Origin of the sequence: Sphingobacterium siyangense (assembly GCF_023277505.1) — a bacterium.
GTDB classification, from domain to species: Bacteria; Bacteroidota; Bacteroidia; order Sphingobacteriales; family Sphingobacteriaceae; genus Sphingobacterium; species Sphingobacterium siyangense.
The window spans coordinates 3,112,452-3,131,035 of the sequence record NZ_CP080574.1 but is presented as its reverse complement, the minus strand read 5'-3'; the positions used below and the strand labels follow the sequence as shown (position 1 = coordinate 3,131,035).

Genomic DNA, 18,584 nt, shown 5'->3' with positions numbered 1-18,584 from the left:
CCTTCTAACTAAAATAGACAACCAAAGAAGCTTTTCAATTGTTTGAGAACTGCTCAGAAAAATTTATTTATTAAATTTTAACATGGTAATAAGAGACAAAATATCACCTTATATTATTTCTTTCACCATCCAGACATCACAACCGGGATGTCCCGATTCGCCCATTGGTGCGGGGAGTGTCTCAAATCCTTGTTTTTTATACATATTAATTGCATCGCTAAAAGCCGGTAAGCTCTCGAGGTATATGCTGGAATAACCGAGTTCCTTGGCTGAATTTATTGATCTATCCATTAATTCCCGGCCGATACCTTTGCCCCTTGCTTTAGCTGACAAATAGAATTTTACGAGTTCAATACAACCTTCAGGAAGTCCAACAGTCGGAAAAATACCGCAACAACCTACAATTTCAGTACCTACCTCAGCGACCCACAAACAAGATTTCATCTCTTGGAATAGCTCAAAAAGATTATCTGTAGTAGGGTCTGAATAAACTGTTCCCAAGCGCGGAGCCTTCAACTCTTCAAAAACACCCCGTATAATCGTTGCTAATATTAGATTGTCCTCTGGTTTAACCTTTCTGATGTTTATCATATTACTAATATATGATAAATTTAATTCAGACCATGGTCCAGCGCTGTACACGATACGAATCTTTTCCACGAACAGCAGTGTAAGTTAACATTATAGCTGATCAAATGTATAAAAAGTTGAATTCGTAAAAAAACTTGTATCAACAAAACAGTATTTCTAAAATTTGCATCTGATTTATAGAATTATTTAAATGATAAGAGCATAATTCTAACTCTGCTACGCTATAAATACGTAACTGATCTGTATTTTTTGGAAATTCCATAAAATCTTACGCTATTTCTATTCAAAAACTACGGTTAAAGCATGATAAACAATCTTTAGGTATAAATTTTGATTCACTTAGATCAAAAGAAGTTACACTCAAATAGCATACGGATATGGAAAATATTAATGAAAAAGCGAAAAAATTAAACCTAGAGAAAGGCTATTATTTATTGCTAATGGCTATTTTGGACCTTCCTGTTAAAGAAGAACAAAATACAACAAAGGAGGGTTAAGTTATATGAAAAAAATAGCAATCATTAGCACTTGTCCGCCTCAAGAATGTGGGTTGGCAACTTTTACCAAAGATCTCAAACAAGGCATGGAGCTTGATCCTCATGTCCAAATAGACATAATCGCTTTATCTAAACTGGGTTTAGAGGATTTTGACGAATCTGTGCGTTTTATCATCTTTAAGGACCAACTCGACAGCTATCATCAAGCCGCCCGTATCATTAATGAGGAATACGACTATTGTATTATTCAACATGAATTTGGAATATTTGGTGGTGTTGACGGTATTTTCATCACGCAAATCGCCAACAACCTTAATGTACCATTGTTAACCGTATTTCATACTATTCTGCAAACCCCATCCTTACAGCAGCGAGAAATTATCGAGTTACTTTTAGAAAAGTCTCAGGTTGTTGTGAGTCTATCGCCAAAAGGAGTAGAATTGTTAAAGGAGCAATTCAATTCGGCGCATGCTGATAAGATTAAGGTTATACCACATGGCGTGCCACAATTTGACTATAATCAGGGATTGGCCAAATACAGATTGAACCTGCAGGAGAACTTTGTGATGATGACCTTTGGTCTAATCGGAAGAAGCAAGGGTCTGGAATACGCCATCAAATCCTTGTCGGGTATTGATCTCCCAGGATTCAAATATTTGATCGTTGGAAAAACACATCCCAATGTGCTTGCTCATGAAGGCGAATCTTACCGTTACGAATTGCAAAATTTGGTTAGTCAACTCGGTTTAGACGATAAAGTGGTTTTTATTGATAAATTCTTAACGGATGATGAACTAAAGGAGTATTTGACCGCATGTGACATTTATCTATCTCCATACCCTCACGAACAGCAGATCAGTAGTGGAACCTTATCTTTTGCTGTTGGTGCCGGCGCTGCAGTTATCTCCACACCGTACTGGCATGCCAAAGATTTATTAAAAGATGAACGAGGCATCCTTACCCCTTTTAATGACATAGAAAGCATGCGTGACAACATCAATCTATTATGTAGATCGCATCGTTTACTCGCATGGCATCGTTTCAAAGCACGCAGCTATGGAGAACAAACGGTATGGAAGAACGTGGCAAAAATGTATATGGAGCTTTTACAGCGTGTAACAACTCCGGTGAGATCTTTAGTTGATTATGAAAAATATGTATCTTTTGATTTAAAAAGAGAGGCATAAAGTTAGGGGGTTGTCCAAAGCCTAAATTCTTGGACAGAGATTAACATGGACAACCCTTCCATTAACAAATTGATTTTTTCACCCTCGCTACGCTACATCGAATATTCGATTCTAAAAAAGAATGGCCTAAATTTTGGGACTATCTATCTAGCTTTAATAGCTCATTTAACGTTTTGAATGGCTATCATGCATAGATAGCCTGGGCACCCTCCATTTTATTACCTGATCGAAGTTCGACTTTTTCGGTGGTTACACTCCTGTGCCGGTGAGCAATTTACATATAAGCGACCAAAACTTAACCTGCTGCCTCCATGTGAAAAGGCCAATTGTGAGAATCCTACAGTTACACTTTCAGCAGCAGCAATTCTGTTTTCATCATCTAATATGTTTCGCGACCTCGTGTACTAATAATTTTAGAAACTCTATTTTCATCCTATATTAAAACATGGATAATTTCCGTCTATTACATGTAAGTTAAATCTTCTTTAAGCCACATTGTATATTTTGATCTCAGGATTATTGCTCATTAATGGTTTTAATGCGGGGAGGATGATATTGTTATATAATTCTGTTGACAAAAAGGCCGCTGCATGTTCAAAGGTATCAAAGCCATATAATAGCTGTATGTCCTCATCGCTGATGAGTAACTCTTGTGTTTTAGCTCCCTTTATTTGCTCCGGAAATAAATCTTTAAATTTATTATAAGTACTCCCCAATTCTCCTCTATTGGAAGAATTCGCTTTTAACACAATTTGCAAATATGCTGTTGTCATTTGTTCCTTATTTTTATTGTCCATAATAGCTTAACTTTTTCCCTGACCTGATACGAATGTGGCTAAATTACGCTGTCCAAATCGCTCTAGAAACCGAACAGCATACAACCTAAAATCGTTTTAAATAAATTAATTTACATTCATTATCATAGCGAACTTTAAGTAATCATAAACATATATATGGTATGCATGTTAAATAAAAAAGCGATCTTTGCAGACTAACATTAAGATAAAAACTATCAACACATGATATCTTTAAAAATAACGCTGTCAACAGTTCTTTTCTTATTGATGGCGGTCACTTGTAGTTCTCAGATTATTGACCGCGAACTAAAGGATCAGAAGCAAAAAACTCAAAAGGAATTTTTTAAATTTATTAGTGAAATAGAAAGTAAGTTATCGGATTCCACGCTAACGACTGAACAACAATTTGCATTGTTCGATCCAATTTTTGATTATGCCCATAGAGTGCACAGTAGTTTAACACAACTGCGCAAAAAGTATTTTCAAAAGATACAGCCTCCCCCAGCTGTCCTTAACGCAATTAGGTTTGATGGAAATCCTTCCAAAGAATTGTCAAAAATGCTTGAAAATCCACAATTCACAACTGTGACATTATTGCAATGTTATCGTCCGCTTGAAATAGCCAGACTTATCAGTGAAATTATTCAACCTGTGATTTATCAGCAATCGAATACAGGAACAAACGAAGCCACAATAGCTTATACCTTTGGAAATCAAGTGTTCGCTAAACAATTAAAAGAGGATATTTGGCAAATTTGGTTAGTAAATAGGCTTTATATGCTTAGGTTTAACCTGAATCTACAAACTATGGTTATCGATCATTCGGAATATACGCTGCCCAATAAAGCGGAATATTTACAACTTCAGTTCCCGTTCGTAATTCAGAAGTCAGCCAATGAATTAGAGAAACTCTACCAAGAAATGGACGAAATACGCTGGAACAGCTATTCATTAACAGGTATACAGGAAGTCAGTCCTCAAGAATGGCAAGATATTATTGATAAGCGATTATCGGTTTTTTACCTAAAAAATCAGTCTCGTTTCATTAAAGTTCAAAATGAAATACTTAAAGAAACTGGGAAGGGAAACGATTTAGGTGCAAATTGGCAGGAACTAAAACTATCTCCTGATGAAAATTTAATGGTAGAACAAACATTAAAAAGTAATATACTTCAACCTGACGAAGCTGCACAGCAGCTATTTTCATTTTCAAATGGCATTATCCCTTTTAATCAAGATATTGACGAAATTGGAAAAAATGCAATGTCAGGGTTCTTACACTATATAGTTGGGCATGAAAAAGACCAGGTGTGGAAAATTAGATCTTTAGGCTATTCCATTGCCTTCGAATATACCTGGGATCTAAAACAAGGTCGATTTTCTGAAATAAAAATCTTTAAGAGACAATCATAGTGTAAATTTCCATTGCGCCCACACTAATCTTTTTTGATTTAGGTATTGATAAAAAATTACAGGAAACAACGTTGCCGTTACGTTATCATTTTATGCTTGGCGCCCCATTTTTCCAACTGACACCAAATAGGGATAAGTTCTGCCGCAATCTCAGTCAATTGATATTCCACTCGGGGGGGCACTTCTGCATACGCAATCCTTTTAACAAGTCCTTGCTTTTCCAATTCTTTGAGCTGCAAGGTGAGCATGCGATCGGTAATCCCTGTAATCAATTGTTTAATTTCACCAAACCGCAACTTTCCATGCTGCAATTTAGCAAGTATCAGCAGCTTCCATCGGCCGCCGATTTTGCATACAGCATATGCTAAATCACATTCAATAATATACTGTTCATTAATCCTATTTGTCGAATTTTCTTTTCGTTTTCCCATGATTTAAAATTTCTTTAATAGCGTACAATCCGTTGCAAATAGGGCCAAATTTAAAACTTCTACCCTACATCTGTAACACCACATTCGTCAATAATATGACACAAAACAAGAGGAGGTTATAGGCTCTAAAGCGTAATAGTCTTTACTATGAAAATAATTTAACAATGAAATTATGATTACGGAAAAAAACACCTATTTTAGGTTTTGTAATCCAATTATTTATTCCAGATATGCCTGGTCCAAATTAGTTAAACTTCGAATATGCTCCAACAGTTCTATGCTTATCTAAAAATTTTAATGCTATTCATTTTTTTAGATCTATTAATCTTCTTAAGAATTCGGACATTGTCAATTTGGAAATTCAATCCAAAGCTACTAAACATAGTCTGGTGGTCTGTCAGTATACTTTCCTATCTGTGCATATTTCTTAATTTATTTTTTAAATGGACTAGTTTTGAATCTGCCTGTTTCGTGTTTTTTACGCTTTCGTTGCTATTTGGTAAGATAATCTGTCTTTTCTTTATCGGTATTGATACTATTGTATATACGTTCAAAATAATTAACAGACGTTTTAAAAAAACTAAATCTTCGCCGAAACAGGCTGGAAATTTACCGCCTATAAAAAGATCAGATTTTATAGTCAAAAGCGGTCTTCTGCTAGCCAGTGTTCCCATTCTTGCACTTACACGTGGATTTGCCTTCAATTTGTATAAATATCAGGTCAACCACCTCGATTTAATCTTACCTAAGTTACCGAAATCATTTGAAGGAATTACTATAGCGCAAATTTCCGATATACATGCAGGTAGTCTATTTAATTCAACTGCTGTAAAAAAAGGGATCGACCTCTTGTTAGCACAGAAGCCTGACATCGTCTTTTTTACAGGGGATCTAGTCAATGATTTTGCTGCCGAAATGGAGGACTATTTATCCATATTTGATAAAGTGAAGGCCCCATTAGGCACATTCTCTATACTTGGAAACCACGATTATGGAGATTATCATTTTAACAGATATCATTTCTTTGATCAAATGAACTTGACCAAGGAAAAAAATCTTTCAAATCTCAAATCCATTCATCAAAAACTAGGCTGGCAACTACTTCTCAATGAATCGAAAGAACTGATACTGAATAACGAAAAGATTACCATTATAGGCGTCGAAAATTGGGGAACAAATAATCCCAAAAATTATGGGAATATCGATTTGGCCATGTCTAAAGTAGATAAATCTTCGCCCATCAACTTAATGCTTTCACACGATCCCTCCCATTGGCGCGCGGAGATCATACCCAAATATCCCACAATCGACGTCACTTTCAGTGGACACACACATGGGGGACAATTCGGCTATAATAGCCCGAATTATCAGTGGAGTCCAGTGAAATATGCTTACCGTGAATGGGCCGGCCTATACCGTGAAAAGCATCAGGCACTGTACGTAAATGTTGGATTCGGTTATCTGGATTATCCAAGCCGAGTTGGGATACTACCGGAAATCACCATATTTCATCTAAAGAGTAAAGGTTAAAGCATTAAATACTGTCACTGATGAATCCATAATACAGTGTATATTTTCGGTTAACTCATTAAATTCATCACAGGTTTCAACACGATTTCAAATCAAATTTCCTATCGGCTGGTCTGAAATACCAAGAAGTAGCAATTAGAATAATATATAATAGTGCCGGAGCCATTAAAGCGAAAGAATCTCCCGATGCAATATGTGAATACAAAGCACTAGTAGCGGTAAAGAAAATACCCGCATATGCCCATTCTTTCCAGAGAGGCCTTTTAGGCCAAAGCAAGGCAACCACGGCTAAAAGCTTCCAGATCCCAAGTAAAGGAAGTATATAACTAGGATATCCCAAATGAGTAACATTTTGTATCCCACCTGCTCCTTCCGTTTGAATTTTAAAAATCTGTATGATAGCAGTTGACAATAATCCTACAGCCAACCATACGGTCGCTATCCAATAAATTATCCTATTTCTTTTCATAATACTATGATTTACTTATTATACTGTTAATTACTTCACGTTAATAGTCACCTCTCCTATCTTCAACACTGGGTCTTCTTCTTATTTCCTAAAATAAGCTAGTTCTATTACCGACCGCTCCTTGTTATGTAGTTATTTGACTATAAATATAAGCGTAGCTATTTAACTACACAATATTTTTTTACCTGAGACATTAACTTCAATGGCTATCCCCCTAATACAGTGATTAGACCTGCTATTTTATTTTTCATATCTTTGAATTAAGATTAATCTTATGTCACATAATACCGATAAAATAACCGTAGTAAAGGGCGATATAACAAAAATTGCAGTCGATGTTATTGTAAATGCTGCCAACACGTCGTTACTTGGAGGTGGAGGTGCAGATGGCGCTATTCATCGCGCCGGTGGGCCGGAAATTCTGGAAGGATGCCGTAACATTGTGGCTAAACAAGGAGGCTGCAAGGTCGGCGAAGCCGTCATTACAACTGCAGGCAAGCTAGCCGCTAAATATGTAATTCATACAGTTGGCCCTGTGTGGAATGGAGGGAAAAATCACGAAATTGAAAAATTAGAAAGCTGTTATTATAATGCGCTCAGATTAGCTGTAAAAAATGGTTGCCATTCGATTGCCTTTCCCAATATCAGTACAGGGATTTACAGATTCCCGAAAGAACTAGCTGCTCAAATATCCATCCGCGTCATTACGCAGTTTCTGATGGCGGATACAACACTTACGCAAGTCAAAATAGTATGTTTTGACGATGATAACTTCCGGCTGATCAATCAACTAGTAATGCAAGCCTAGGGGAAAATTATCCTAGTCAGTTTCAAATTCCCATATACATTCATAGGAAGGAACAGACTTTTCGATGTGCGGAAATTGCAGTTTTTTGAGCTCCTTAATATTCTCGAAATCTTTATTTAAAAGCAAATATATACCTGTGTTCTTACTGATTTCTCCCAATATTTCTGGAGTGATCTCTCTTTCTCGACTGTTGGCAGATATGATCATTTTCACAATTTGCTTTCCTGATGAAGTTATATACTGGTTCAACTTATAGGGCCCCGGAATACCATCATTTTCATGAGATTGTCCTGCCAATACGTCATTGATATAGATAGCATAGTCTACATTTCTTATTTCATGATAGAGAAAGTATGATTTTACGACCGAGGCTATTCCGCTTTGAGATATTTCAGCAACCTCATCATTTCCCCCATCTTCATCCCTATTGTTACACGACATAAACAACACAACACAGTAGACAGCAATGACGATAATTTTTTTCATTTCGTATTTTCTCCTTATTTTTAAACTGCAGCAATATTCCTTTGACAAAGTTTAGAAGCCAATATGACCAACAAGTTAATACCCCAATTTAAGGCCTTAGAACATGAGATTGCGGATGGCTATACAGTTTATTAAGATACAAATTAGTCAGAACAAAAAGGAGGTAAACAAACAAATATGGCCATCTTTTTAAAATTTCTTTATAAGTCATTAGAATTCACGATATTTAAAAAAATAAACACCCTACCAGTATCTGTTTAAAACATTGGTTATCAAATATCTGGGTAACCTTTTTTTTGCAAGAAGCTGTCATGAAGATGTCTCCCCCCATTACGTCATATTGAACAATACCCAAACACAGCTTGAATATTGTTCGACGGTCATTTAAATACTATAATGCACAAACGATTACAATAAAGCGACAAAAACGCACAAAGCAGTAAAACAGTGCCCGATTGGCTCACCTAGAATTATACTCGGCCATCCGAAATCAGCTCACTATGACATCGTTTCAAAGAACGCTCTCCTTCCCCGATCGATCTGCATAATAAGTGATAGTTTTGTTGCGAAATTGATTGAACAACTGTATTTTTACAACGGTGAAAAGATTTTTTCTTTACATATTTCTATTTTTGGTCATTGGAGAATCAACGATGCTGTCCCAGCTGGCGAAACTGCCCAAGCTGTATCAGCATTTTACAATCCATAATGAGATAGGTCCGCCCATAACCTTTGTGGAATTTCTTTCCATGCATTATTGGGGCCAGGATCTGCCTGACAACGATGAGCAGGAAGACATGAAACTGCCCTTCAAAAAATACGATTTAACAGCATTTTCATTTGTCTTTGTATCCAACTATAAGATTCATTATGTTAGGCCGCATCAAGTCGCAGTGGATAGTGCTTTTGGTTTGCCTAAACCGAATAATTATTCCCGATCATATATTTCCGCATTATTCCGCCCGCCTCAAGTCTAATTTATATTAAATCAGCATGTTAAAACAACCTGATTTTTCAAGTTGCAGGTCTTTTTTTGTCCCAAAATGAGGTTTGCACGATTTCTTATAATTTAGATTTTACTAAAATGCTTAATAGAATAATACAATTCTCAGTTCGAAACAAACTGGCAATTGGTCTGTTTATATTGGTATGGGTCGGCTATGGCATCTACCAATTGACCAAGTTGCCTATCGATGCCGTACCAGATATTACGAACAATCAAGTTCAAGTTATCACGACCGCACCCTCTCTTGGTGCCGAAGACGTTGAGCGCCTTATCACCTTTCCCGTGGAATTGGCTGTCAGCAATGTTCCCGAAATCAAGGAAAGTCGAAGTATGTCGCGGTTCGGTCTATCTTTAATAACCATCGTATTTGAAGATGGCACCGATATCTACTGGGCGAGACAGCAAGTCACAGAGCGTCTCGCACAAATTGAAATAAACGAAAATGCAAGTGCTCCTACACTCGCTCCCGTCACTACAGGACTTGGTGAAATCTACCAATATGTCCTCAAACCTCAAAAAGGTTATGAACAGACCTATTCGCTGGCAGACTTGCGCACCATTCAGGACTGGACTGTACGCCGTCAACTTCTCGGAACTCCCGGAGTTGCAGATGTTGCTACATTTGGTGGAGAACTCAAACAATATGAGGTTGCAGTAAACCCATCCAAGCTGAAAGCCTTGAATATCAGTATAATTGATGTCTTTACGGCACTCGAAAACAACAACCAGAATACAGGCGGAGCTTATATCGAAAAAGGCCCCGCAGTATTATATATCCGAAGTGTTGGCTTGACAAAATCCATAGCCGACATCAATAAAATTGTGGTCAAAGATAATGGTGGCGTACCGATCCTCATCCATCACGTTGCCGAAGTCAGGTTGGGCTCAGCGATTCGTTATGGCGCACTGACTATGGCAGGACAAGGCGAGGTCTGCGGTGGTATTGTCATGATGCTCAAAGGTGGAAACTCTTCGGATGTGATCAAAATCGTCAAAGATAAAGTCGATCAAATTCAGAAAACACTTCCCAAAGGAGTCCTTATTGAGCCCTTCCTCGACCGCACGAAAATGGTAAACAACGCCATTGGAACCGTAGAACACAATCTCTTGGAAGGAGCTCTCATTGTCATACTGGTTCTTGTGCTGTTCCTAGGTAATCTGAGGGCAGGTTTAATTGTTGCTTCGGTCATCCCGCTATCCCTACTCTTTGCCATCAGCATGATGAACACATTTGGCGTCAGTGGCAACCTAATGAGTTTAGGAGCACTGGACTTTGGTTTAATTGTCGATGGTGCTGTTATCATTGTTGAAGCCATCCTGCACCATATTCATTTTTCAAAAAAATATAAGGGCATCGACAGTTTATCCCAACAGGAAATGGACCAGGAAGTGACTTCTTCAGCTTCCAGAATGATGAATGCCGCAGTTTTTGGACAAATTATTATCTTGATCGTCTACTTGCCCATTCTTTCGCTTACTGGAATCGAAGGGAAAATGTTTAAACCGATGGCTCAAACGGTAGCATTCGCTATTCTAGGCGCTTTCATTCTATCTTTGACCTATGTACCAATGATAAGCTCACTTGTGGTGAGCAAGAAGCTCAATCATAAACCCAATATTTCGGATCGGATTATGACCCGTCTCGAGCAGGGTTATCAGAATGCACTCACTGGTGCACTTGCTATCCGTAAAATACTCGTTGCCATCACAATTGCACTTTTCGCTATTTCAATCGTTGTATTTTCAAAAATGGGCGGTGAATTTATACCCCAACTGGAGGAAGGTGACTTTGCTGTAGAGACAAGGCTGCTCGTTGGTACCAATCTATCGACAACGATAAATGCAATTGATCGGGTTTCAGAAGCCTTAAAAAATCGTTATTCTGAAGTTGAAAAAATCGTGTCGCGGATCGGAAGCGCAGAAATACCAACAGATCCAATGCCTATTGAAGGAGGTGATATGATCATTGTCTTAAAACCAAAGTCGGAATGGAAAAATGCTAAATCATTTGTGGAGCTGGCTGGTAAAATGTCGGCAACAGCACAGGAAGTTATGCCCGGGATAACGACAGGCTTTCAATTCCCTGTTCAAATGCGTTTTAATGAATTAATGACGGGCGCAAAACAAGATGTCGTGTGCAAGATTTATGGAGAAGACCTCGATAAATTGGCAAACTATGCGCAGCAATTGGGCGATATTGCCAAAACAGTAAAAGGAACTGCAGACTGGTACATCGAATCAGTCACGGGAATGCCCCAGATTGTCATAGACTACAACCGGGATGAGATTGCAAAATATGGTCTCGATATCGCTTCCATCAATCGTACTGTTAATTCGGCTTTTGCAGGAGCTTCCGCAGGCAAGATCTATGAAGGTGAAAAAAGCTTCGATCTTGTTGTGCGCGTAGGTAATGAAGGTCGCCGTAATATTGAAGATGTCAGGAATCTACAGGTAACGACCGCCAAAGGGATACAGATTCCACTTAGCCAGATTGCAGATATTGATGAAGTGGAGGGCCCTAATCAGATCCAGCGAGAAAATGCGCGGCGCCGTATTATCTTGGGCTTCAATGTCAGGGGGCGTGATGTGCAAAGCATCGTGGAGGAACTGCAGCAAAAGGTTGCTGCGCAGCTTAAAATGGATACAGGCTACACATTGACTTATGGTGGTACATTTGAAAATCTGCAACAGGCCAAGGCCCGCTTGAGCATTGCTGTGCCCATTGCCCTGCTATTAATTTTTGGTATGCTTTACTTTGCATTTTCGTCGTTAAAAGATGGCGCCTTGATCTACACTGCAATTCCCCTGTCGGCGATTGGAGGTGTTTTTGCCCTGGCACTTCGGGGGATGCCCTTTAGTATCTCGGCAGGCATTGGTTTCATTGCGCTATTTGGTGTTGCCGTTTTAAATGGCATTGTCTTGATCTCGGAGTTTAACCGTATTAAAAAGGAAGGGATTATTACCGACATGCAGGAACTGATCATGATGGGCACTCGCAATCGTCTCCGACCGGTACTGATGACCGCCGCCGTGGCGTCCTTGGGATTCTTACCAATGGCATTGAGCAATGGTGCAGGTGCTGAAGTACAACGTCCACTGGCAACAGTTGTTATTGGCGGTTTAATCTCAGCAACATTTCTAACCCTCTTTGTTTTGCCCGCATTATATCTGTTGTTTAATAAATCAGACAAAGCCCTTAGCAAACCAAATTCGGCTGTAACCAAAATAGTCCTTTTGGTTCTCTTGTCTTGTTCCTTTTTTCAGGAGGGTAAGATTTCGGCACAGACGATCAACAGCACACAGCATATATCTTTAGCGCAGGCCATACAGCGGGCAGAGCATAATAGTCCGCGTATCCAACAGCTCAGGATCAATGAACAAGCTAAGGAAAAATTGGCCAAAACCGGATTCGACCCTTCTAAATTAGCTATTTCAGGCGATTACGGTCATGTGAATAGTGCGTATACCGATAATCGCATCGGTATCAGCCAAACGGTTAGTTTTCCTGCTGTTTATAAAAAACAGACAGCAGTCTTAAAAAACGAGCTCTCATTGGCGCGTGAATCTACCAAGTTTAATCTCCTGGAGATTCGAACCGCCGTTAAGAGCCTGTATTTCGATTATCTGGCAATGGGCAAACGAAAGGAGCTCTTGTTACGCGCAGATAGTCTGTATCGTATTTTTGAAGCAAAGACAAGCAAACGCTTTGAAGTTGGCGCGGCAAATATCCTGGAGCAAACCGCAGCCCAAACACAGCGTCAAGAAATCAATAATCAATTAAAGCTGCTTCAAAAAGATCTGAACATCACCCTGAACAGATTCAATTTCTTATTGCAGGACAGCATTCGTTACATCCCAGCCTCCGACACAATTAAATATCAAGAAGTTATGTCGATTCACCCGGACTTATCCAGTCAGGCTGAAGCACTTCCGGCCTATAAGATTGCGCAACTTCAGACACAGACAGCGCATGCTCAATGGCAACTGGAGCGTTCAAAGCTGCTTCCTGAAATTACAATAGGATATAATAGTCAAACGTTGCAGGGGGTACAAACCTTCCGTGGTCAGGAGGTATTGTATCGTTCGTCCGACCGTTTGAGCTACTTCAGCGCCGGCATCAGTGTACCCCTATTTTTTGGAGCGCAGTCCAATCGAATAAACGCGGCAAAACTCGCATGGAAAGGTCAATTGAAAGAACTTGAATACGTAAAAAGTGAATTGAAGACAGAATCAAACAATGCCATCGAGCAGGTTGAGAAGTATAAAGAAGTACTAAAATATTATGAAGATCGTGGATTAAAGCATGCAGATACAATTTTTGTAACAGCCGACAAGCAATTCGTCAATGGCGAAATAGACTACCTACAATGGGTCATTCTTGTCAACCAAGCCATTGCCATACAAAGCGAATACATCAATACATTAAACAGTTACAATCAAGCAGCCATCCAATTAAGTAAGTTATACAATGAATAAATCGTTAAAAAACACAGCATACAGTTTGATCCTTTTTTCCTTCGTTGCCTGTGCTCAAGGAGAAAACACCGAAAACAACAAGCCAGCGCCCGTAGCAGATTCTGCACTTGCAGCGCAAAGTGTTCAACTTGAACCCAAACAGATTGCAGCAGCCGGTATTGTAATCGGACCCCCTACAATCGAAAATGTCAGTGGCAAAATTACATTACAGGGCCATGTCGCTGTTGCGCCGGAAAGCACTGTGAGCCTAAGTTTTCCCATTGGTGGCTATATTAAATCGACGACTATGCTCCCTGGAAAACCTGTGCGAAAAGGTCAGGTATTGGCAACTATCGAAGATATGCAGTTTATCCAGCTCCAACAGGACTATTTGACTGCACAGACAAATTATGTGCTCGCCGAAACAGAATATAAAAGACAATACGAGCTCAATCAAAGCAAGGCAAGCAGCGACAAGGTGTTCCAGCAGGCCAAAGCAGATATGGATCGTGAGCGTATCCTAATTCACTCATTGTCGGAAAAATTGCGTCTTATCGGAATCGAGCCGAAGAAACTAACGACGACAAGTATCAAAAAAGACGTACGTATATTGTCTCCAACCAATGGTTTTATCACCAAAGTGAATGTCAGTGTTGGAAAATATACTGCTCCCACAGATATCCTATTTGAGATTGTTAATCCATCAGACATGTATCTTTCCCTACAGCTGTTCGAAAAAGATCTGGCTAAAGTCAAGATAGGAAATACCGTTTCTGCATATGCCAATACGGAAGTCGCTCGAAAAATTCCGGCCGCAGTCTTTCTTGTCAACCGCACTTTTGATGAAAATAGAATGGCCGAAGTGCTATGCCGTTTTCAAAAATCCGATGCTATTTTGACCCCTGGGATGTTCATGAATGCCGATCTTCATATCAATAACACCAAGGCAATGGTTGTACCAGAAGAGGCTATCGTACGTTGGCAAAATAAATATTTTGTATTTGTACAACATAGCGCTGGTTCATTTCAAATGAATGAGGTAAAATTAGGTATCCAAGAGAACGGAAAACAGCAGATTCAGGCCGATAACATTCAACCGAACACACAATTAGCACTAAAAAATGCTTTCGCGTTACTAATGAAAGCACAGAATAAGGAAGAGTAAAATCATACGTATCGAATAAATCATTTAAGTGATAGCCGCCATTTATCGTTCTTTTAAGAACAATAAATGGCGGCTTTTAATTTCGGATAAGCCGATCATCCATCTAAACTGCTTTAGTTAAAGTACGCAAACTCAGATTTATTGCCGTAAACTGAGGTCAAATGTCGCTCAAGCGGGCGATCATCATTTTTTGTTTGATAACTACCGGACATATTTATTTCAGGATAGTTCGAAGTGCTTTTCGAATGATGTATTGCGTTTCCTTGGTATCGCTTTCCTGTTCCCAGCGATTACAAAGTGCCCTAACAAAACCGGGTTGGCTTTTGCTTGCGTCATTCAGCCAATTTCCAACACTATCCTGAACATATTTTGAAGGGTCAGATTTTAGCGGTTCTAAAATAGACAAGGCTAGACTTGGCTCCTGCTTCAAGCGATCGATGTGCTTACACCATACGCCTCTCGGTCGGGTCGCCTCCGAAGCAAAACGTCTCAAATTTTCATCCTTCTCCACCGTCCATAGACTCAGACCGGCAATACTCCTTTCCAAGTCCAAAGCTATCCTATTACGTATCGCCATCCAGCTGATTTCTCGCACCCCAAAATGCCGATCTGCGGCAAAAGGACGCATGGACAACAGTAGTTTCTCAATTTCAAGCTGCTTATCAGCTCCGACCGTGTAGGTTGCCCAGCAACGCACGAGATCTGCAGCATGATTGGATAGTATTGTCAGGAAGGTATTATCACGATATTGTGTGATCAAATCGAGCAGCGCCCGCCCGATCGTTTCATTGATGGAATTTACCGTCGGTTTCTGTAACTGATCAAGCAGTGCCAAGATTGGTTTCAAGTAATGAATGCGCCCATTTTGCTGAAGGATATGCTCGAGTAAAAACCGTTGGTCAACAGCGAGCCACTCCATAAGATTTGCAGTTTCAATTTCTCCGCGGTTCAGACTGTCCAGGCAATCTATCGAAATATCCGCTATCCGTCTTGCACCTTTACGTTGTACTTTACTCATAGCTGTGTTATTAACTCTTCGATATTAAGCCTATTCATATAGTTGACATCCATAAATCGATAAGATATCGTATAATCAGGATCGATCACAAAAACAGCAGGGACCGGCAGTCTGTTGCCGTCATTACCATTGTAGGCGGACAAGTTGATTCCCAAGCGATTATAGTTTGAAATGGCATAATCCTGAAGTTCAAATGAGATGCCAACACTGATTGCCAAAGTATTATCTTCGTCAAACAACAATTCGAAATCCAAATTGTTGTCCGTCAGAAGTGCTTCGCTAAATTTAGGCACTTGTGGCGAAATTGCAAGAAGAGTGGCCTCAACAGCAGTAAAATGAGTCAAATTCTGTTGTAAAGCTCTTAACTCGAGGTTACAGTAGGGACACCAGCTACCGCGGAAAAAGGCCACAATGACCTTTCCTTTCTTCAGAAGTTTTCCCAGCTCAATTTCTTCACACTTCGAATTCACCAAACTAAAATCAGGGAACTTGTCCCCTATCTGTAGGCTCTTTTCGGTTAGATCCCCAGACTGTAGATCCTGAATCGATCTGCCAAATATTTCCTTTATTTCGAGAGGAAGAGTTGCTAAATTTGCATTTAATTTAGCAACTTCGTATTCTAAATTTTTCATGATGCTGTATGTTATTTCTGCAAAGTTTTAAAAGTAAATGCACAATCACAATACCGCATTTTATTATCCCTATGGGACAAAAAAGTCAATTTTATGCGTATAACAGAGAAAACAATAAAACAAAAAATATGTCCATTGGAATTTGCCGTCAATGCGATTAGTGGGAAATGGAAAATTCCGATTGTATGGCGTATCAATGAAGGGGAAAAACGCCCAAGTGAAATGCTTCGTGGTATCGCAACAGTTGATAGACGAGTGCTAAACCAACAATTGGGTGAAATGGTCAATGATGGCATTCTAACCAAACAATCTTTCCAGGAGCTTCCTCCAAGAGTGGAGTATTCATTGACCCCATTAGGGAAAAGTTTAGTGGAAGTACTCTGGAAATTGAATGCTTGGGGAGAACTTTTATTGGAAAATTCCAATAAAAGTTAGCGCAAACGAGCAGATTCGATCGACACAGCGATGTTCTATTTGCGAGAGAAGTATTCGACCCTGCTATAACAGCTCTTTGCGAAAACTGCAAAACACAAAACGCTGTTTCGTGTCGAAGGGTGTTATATGGTCAATATCTATACATTCAATTTTCCTAAAATATGTCTGGAACAAATCGCTTATCGATTGTGCTGAATATTGTTTAATTGTAATGCCACTGCATTTCGTTGGTCCCTGTTCAGAAAAGGTTCCAACAACCAAAATACCTCCCACTGCAATTGCTTGATCTGCGATTTCGATGTAGCGTTCAATCTCCTGGCGAGCAGTCAAAAAATGAAATGTGGCCCTATCATGCCAAAAATCATATGGTGTATCGGGAACGAAGTCCAAGATATCCGAAACAATCCATTTGACTTTAGTCGCTTGATCCCCTAATCGCTTCTTCGCTCTTTCAATGGCAGCGCTGGAAATATCCAATACGGTAATATCTTCAAATCCTGCTTTTAATAAGAAATCAACCAGGAAACTGTCACCACCACCTATATCAATAATTTTAGCCTTTTTTGGGAGACTAGATTGATTTATAAAATGTAGTGATACTTCTGGGGTAGGCTGATACCAGCTAACTGATTCCAGCGGCTTATTTTCGTATATTTCTTCCCAATGCTTTTTTCGATTAAAATTTTCCATCTGTCTATTGTCCTGATAAAATTTATTGACTGATAACCATCAACCTTGGTGTTAGGGCAAAATCTTTAGATCCTTAAAAATTTTCCGTGTAATCGTCTTCCGGCAGCTCGAGAAATCAGGGCTGTTGAACTTCCGGTCCTGAATAAGTCGCGTTGCGAAGAAATAAACATTTTCCTTTTGTTCAACATAGCCTATCCACCATCCGGTGTTGATCTGATTGGCCATTGTCCAGCCCGTTTTAGACCGAACCGTATAGTCCGCGTTTTGTTCCGAAATCATGACACCTTTAACAATATCCATATTTCTTTTTGAAAATGGCAAATTTCCATCATAAAGCTTTTTCAAAAATTCAACCTGATTAATTGGTGAGATGCCCATTGGACCAAAATTCCAGAAGTCGGGACCTGATTCGGAAAGGTCCACATTCCCGTAGTTACAGGCTTTGAGATACTTCAGATAGACAGAACGATCAATTTTCTTCGCTAACTCAATAAATGCCCAACCTGCAGACACGGTAAATGCCTCTTTTACACTGATATTTTTATAAATATCTGGTCGGTAGCCATATTTTAAGGTATCTGTTGATCCCGGCCATGGAACAATGCTATTTTCATCTTTGATCGTCTTCGTTTCCAAGGCAATCAACATATTTATAATCTTAAAAGTTGATGCAGGTAATGTTGCAACTTGTGTGTCCGATGTATCGGACAAAATCCAAGCACCTTTGTTATTGTCATAAAGCGCAACAGCGCCCTTAACATGACACTCATCAAAATATTTTTGAAAGTCAGATCTAATGATCTTCTTTTCAGGATTTCGAGCTTGGGCCAACAAGTCAAACGAAATCAACGTCATTGTTATAAACAAAATCGATTTGAAAACCATCCGATAAATACTATTTAAAACCATACGTTGATACCATTAAAATAAAAAGCCATTGTACAAATTGAAACTTGAAAACTGTACTAGAGCCT

Annotated in this window: 17 protein-coding genes; 8 read left to right on the top strand and 9 right to left on the bottom strand. The window is 39.2% G+C overall.

The window, feature by feature from the left end; translation table 11 throughout:
- Positions 1-108: 108 nt before the first annotated feature.
- Positions 109-591, bottom strand: a complete 483-nt coding sequence (locus K2F45_RS12690) for a GNAT family N-acetyltransferase (RefSeq protein WP_075992522.1) — start codon at positions 589-591, stop codon at positions 109-111.
- 502 nt (positions 592-1,093) lie between these two features.
- On the opposite strand from K2F45_RS12690, the gene K2F45_RS12685 reads away from it, so the two are divergent.
- Positions 1,094-2,275: a glycosyltransferase gene (locus K2F45_RS12685; RefSeq protein ID WP_075992521.1), complete on the top strand. Its 1,182-nt coding sequence runs from the start codon at positions 1,094-1,096 to the stop codon at positions 2,273-2,275.
- Positions 2,276-2,760: 485 nt separating this feature from the next.
- Here the strand turns inward: K2F45_RS12685 and K2F45_RS12680 are convergent, their stop codons facing one another.
- A complete protein-coding gene (locus K2F45_RS12680) occupies positions 2,761-3,072 on the bottom strand; it encodes a hypothetical protein (RefSeq protein ID WP_083663615.1) in 312 nt (103 codons plus the stop codon).
- 222 nt (positions 3,073-3,294) lie between these two features.
- Between K2F45_RS12680 and K2F45_RS12675 the strand changes: the two genes are divergently transcribed.
- Positions 3,295-4,485: a hypothetical protein gene (locus K2F45_RS12675; protein WP_248933752.1), complete on the top strand. Its 1,191-nt coding sequence runs from the start codon at positions 3,295-3,297 to the stop codon at positions 4,483-4,485.
- A 77-nt stretch (positions 4,486-4,562) separates the two neighbouring features.
- Here the strand turns inward: K2F45_RS12675 and K2F45_RS12670 are convergent, their stop codons facing one another.
- Positions 4,563-4,916: a winged helix-turn-helix transcriptional regulator gene (locus tag K2F45_RS12670; protein WP_046676278.1), complete on the bottom strand. Its 354-nt coding sequence runs from the start codon at positions 4,914-4,916 to the stop codon at positions 4,563-4,565.
- Positions 4,917-5,387: 471 nt separating this feature from the next.
- Here K2F45_RS12670 and K2F45_RS12665 point away from each other — a divergent pair, with 471 nt between their 5' ends.
- On the top strand, positions 5,388-6,446 hold the full coding sequence (locus K2F45_RS12665) for a metallophosphoesterase (RefSeq protein WP_248933751.1): 1,059 nt from the start codon (positions 5,388-5,390) through the stop codon (positions 6,444-6,446).
- Between the two features lie 76 nt (positions 6,447-6,522).
- Here K2F45_RS12665 and K2F45_RS12660 read toward each other — a convergent pair whose 3' ends face one another.
- Positions 6,523-6,915, bottom strand: coding sequence for a DoxX family protein (locus K2F45_RS12660; RefSeq protein ID WP_237241631.1), 393 nt, complete (start codon positions 6,913-6,915; stop codon positions 6,523-6,525).
- Positions 6,916-7,189: 274 nt separating this feature from the next.
- Here K2F45_RS12660 and K2F45_RS12655 point away from each other — a divergent pair, with 274 nt between their 5' ends.
- Complete coding sequence (locus K2F45_RS12655; RefSeq protein ID WP_075992515.1) at positions 7,190-7,723, top strand: O-acetyl-ADP-ribose deacetylase; 534 nt, start codon at positions 7,190-7,192, stop codon at positions 7,721-7,723.
- A gap of 12 nt (positions 7,724-7,735) precedes the next feature.
- Here K2F45_RS12655 and K2F45_RS12650 read toward each other — a convergent pair whose 3' ends face one another.
- Positions 7,736-8,209 (bottom strand): hypothetical protein, encoded by a 474-nt coding sequence (locus tag K2F45_RS12650; protein WP_075992514.1) that lies wholly within the window; start codon positions 8,207-8,209, stop codon positions 7,736-7,738.
- 599 nt (positions 8,210-8,808) lie between these two features.
- Here K2F45_RS12650 and K2F45_RS12645 point away from each other — a divergent pair.
- The 3 genes from K2F45_RS12645 (at position 8,809) to K2F45_RS12635 (ending at position 14,835) form a co-directional block, all read left to right on the top strand.
- Positions 8,809-9,186: a hypothetical protein gene (locus tag K2F45_RS12645; RefSeq protein WP_157626074.1), complete on the top strand. Its 378-nt coding sequence runs from the start codon at positions 8,809-8,811 to the stop codon at positions 9,184-9,186.
- 107 nt (positions 9,187-9,293) lie between these two features.
- The gene (locus K2F45_RS12640) at positions 9,294-13,691 is read left to right on the top strand and encodes a CusA/CzcA family heavy metal efflux RND transporter (RefSeq protein WP_248933750.1); all 4,398 of its coding nucleotides are present in this window, start codon (positions 9,294-9,296) and stop codon (positions 13,689-13,691) included.
- A complete protein-coding gene (locus K2F45_RS12635; RefSeq protein ID WP_248933749.1) occupies positions 13,684-14,835 on the top strand; it encodes an efflux RND transporter periplasmic adaptor subunit in 1,152 nt (383 codons plus the stop codon). Before K2F45_RS12640 ends, K2F45_RS12635 begins: the two co-directional genes overlap by 8 nt.
- Before the next feature lie 214 nt (positions 14,836-15,049).
- On the opposite strand, the gene K2F45_RS12630 is transcribed toward K2F45_RS12635, so the two are convergent.
- A complete protein-coding gene (locus K2F45_RS12630) occupies positions 15,050-15,853 on the bottom strand; it encodes a DNA alkylation repair protein (protein WP_248933748.1) in 804 nt (267 codons plus the stop codon).
- The gene (locus tag K2F45_RS12625) at positions 15,850-16,485 is read right to left on the bottom strand and encodes a peroxiredoxin-like family protein (protein WP_248933747.1); all 636 of its coding nucleotides are present in this window, start codon (positions 16,483-16,485) and stop codon (positions 15,850-15,852) included. The genes K2F45_RS12630 and K2F45_RS12625 overlap by 4 nt, the downstream gene beginning before the upstream one ends.
- 93 nt (positions 16,486-16,578) lie before the next feature.
- Between K2F45_RS12625 and K2F45_RS12620 the strand changes: the two genes are divergently transcribed.
- A complete protein-coding gene (locus K2F45_RS12620; protein WP_248933746.1) occupies positions 16,579-16,920 on the top strand; it encodes a winged helix-turn-helix transcriptional regulator in 342 nt (113 codons plus the stop codon).
- A 63-nt stretch (positions 16,921-16,983) separates the two neighbouring features.
- Here K2F45_RS12620 and K2F45_RS12615 read toward each other — a convergent pair whose 3' ends face one another.
- Entirely contained in the window at positions 16,984-17,610 is a 627-nt protein-coding gene (locus K2F45_RS12615; protein WP_075992507.1) for a class I SAM-dependent methyltransferase, read from the bottom strand.
- Positions 17,611-17,661: 51 nt separating this feature from the next.
- Positions 17,662-18,465, bottom strand: a complete 804-nt coding sequence (locus K2F45_RS12610; RefSeq protein ID WP_075994776.1) for a penicillin-binding transpeptidase domain-containing protein — start codon at positions 18,463-18,465, stop codon at positions 17,662-17,664.
- Positions 18,466-18,584 lie beyond the last annotated feature (119 nt).